The organism is Thermogutta sp., assembly GCF_039793925.1.
Taxonomy (GTDB): domain Bacteria; phylum Planctomycetota; class Planctomycetia; order Pirellulales; family Thermoguttaceae; genus Thermogutta.
This window is the reverse complement of the sequence record NZ_JBAMME010000095.1, coordinates 1-1,395: the sequence shown is the minus strand read 5'-3', so window position 1 is coordinate 1,395 and position 1,395 is coordinate 1. Positions and strand designations below refer to the sequence as shown.

Sequence of the window (1,395 nt, the reverse complement as noted above, 5' to 3'; positions counted from 1 at the left end):
CAAGAACGTCGATTGGGGTCTGGGAGGAGCCATCTTCGGCGGCAGTGCCGGTGGTGGGCTCGGAGGCTACACCAACACGCCCCAAGGGAAGGTGATCGCCGGAGCTTTTCTCGATGCCTACAACCAGCTGGTGCGTGTGGCCAGAAACTATACCCCGCAAACCATGGGGGATCGCCAGTTGGGAACGGGCGGCCGTCTCGGGGTTGAAGGCAGCAGCCAAAGCGGAGGATACCAGGGAGCCACCCTTACTTTGAAGGAAGCCCAAAGAAAGCTGAACGCCCTGGGCTACGAGGCGGGAACGCCGGACGGCAAGATGGGCGAGGCGACGCGGCAGGCTCTGATGAACTTCCAATCGGACCGAGGCCTACCCGTCACCGGACGCCTTGATGCCGCAACGGCGGCCGAACTGGCCAAGTAGAACATTCGGCCGCGGGCTTCGCCGCAGGAAAGAACGCAGCGTCTGACAATAAAAGAGGAAATGCACCACCCACCTCGGGAGAAAGGCGGATCATGGGGTTGAAAGAGCACGAGTATGTGCGCCAGACCTTGGAACGTTACACGAGTTTCCCTTTGGACCGGATGTGCGAGCATTTCCTCATCACCAATTTTAAGAAGTATGCGGACTGGTTTCAGGAAAAGACAGGCGGTGAAGAAAGCGAAGGCAATTTCCGGCTGGTCAACGCCCCGGATCTCAACTGCACCCTCATCGATTTCGGCATCGGATCCCCTCAGGCGGCTTTACTCATTCATTGCCTGGCCTACCTGGATCGACTCAAGTCGGTCATCATGCTGGGCATGTGCGGCGGCATCGACGACACCCTGGAAATCGGGCATTTTGTTGTGCCTTCGGCGGCCATCCGCGGGGAAGGCACAAGCCGCCATTACCTGCCGCCGGAATTTCCCGCCATCCCCGCCTCGTCCGTAAACCTTTTCTGCATCGGCGCTGTAAAAAAGGTAGGGCTCCTGCCCAAGTGCGGCATCGTTTACACGACGGACCGGCGGTTGTGGGAATTCGACGACGATTTCGTCGAATACTTGCGAAAGCAACGCATTCTGGCCATCGACATGGAATTGGCCACCCTGTTTTCCGTCTCCTATCACTATGAAGTGCCCATCGGGTCCATCATGCTGGTTTCCGACATGCCCTTGCAGCGCAAAGGCATCAAGAGCAAGGAACTCCACGAGAAAATCTACGCCGATTACATGCCCACCCATCTGGAACTGGGGCTGGAAGCCATCCGATCGCTGGAAGCCAATTGGGCCGATGTGTCGCGGCGTCTGGCCAGTGAATGGTAACCCCCCCAAATTGCATCAGGAGGAGCACAGCTTATGGACGTTCTTGTGCTTTATTACTCCCGAAGCGGCAACACGAAAAAGCTCGCAGAACATGAGGCC

Annotated in this window: 2 protein-coding genes; both read left to right on the top strand. The window is 57.8% G+C overall.

Features of this window, described 5'->3' with window-relative positions:
- A partial coding sequence (locus ABJK56_RS03595; protein WP_347243299.1) for a peptidoglycan-binding domain-containing protein occupies window positions 1–418 on the top strand: 418 nt, incomplete at its 5' end.
- 92 nt (window positions 419–510) lie between these two features.
- The gene (locus tag ABJK56_RS03590; protein WP_347243298.1) at window positions 511–1,296 is read left to right on the top strand and encodes an AMP nucleosidase; all 786 of its coding nucleotides are present in this window, start codon (window positions 511–513) and stop codon (window positions 1,294–1,296) included.
- Window positions 1,297–1,395 lie beyond the last annotated feature (99 nt).

Bases quoted from the DNA above. Each gene is read 5' to 3' on its own strand.
- ABJK56_RS03590 (WP_347243298.1), top strand. From the start codon at position 511: ATGGGGTTGAAAGAGCACGAGTATGTGCGCCAGACCTTGGAACGTTAC.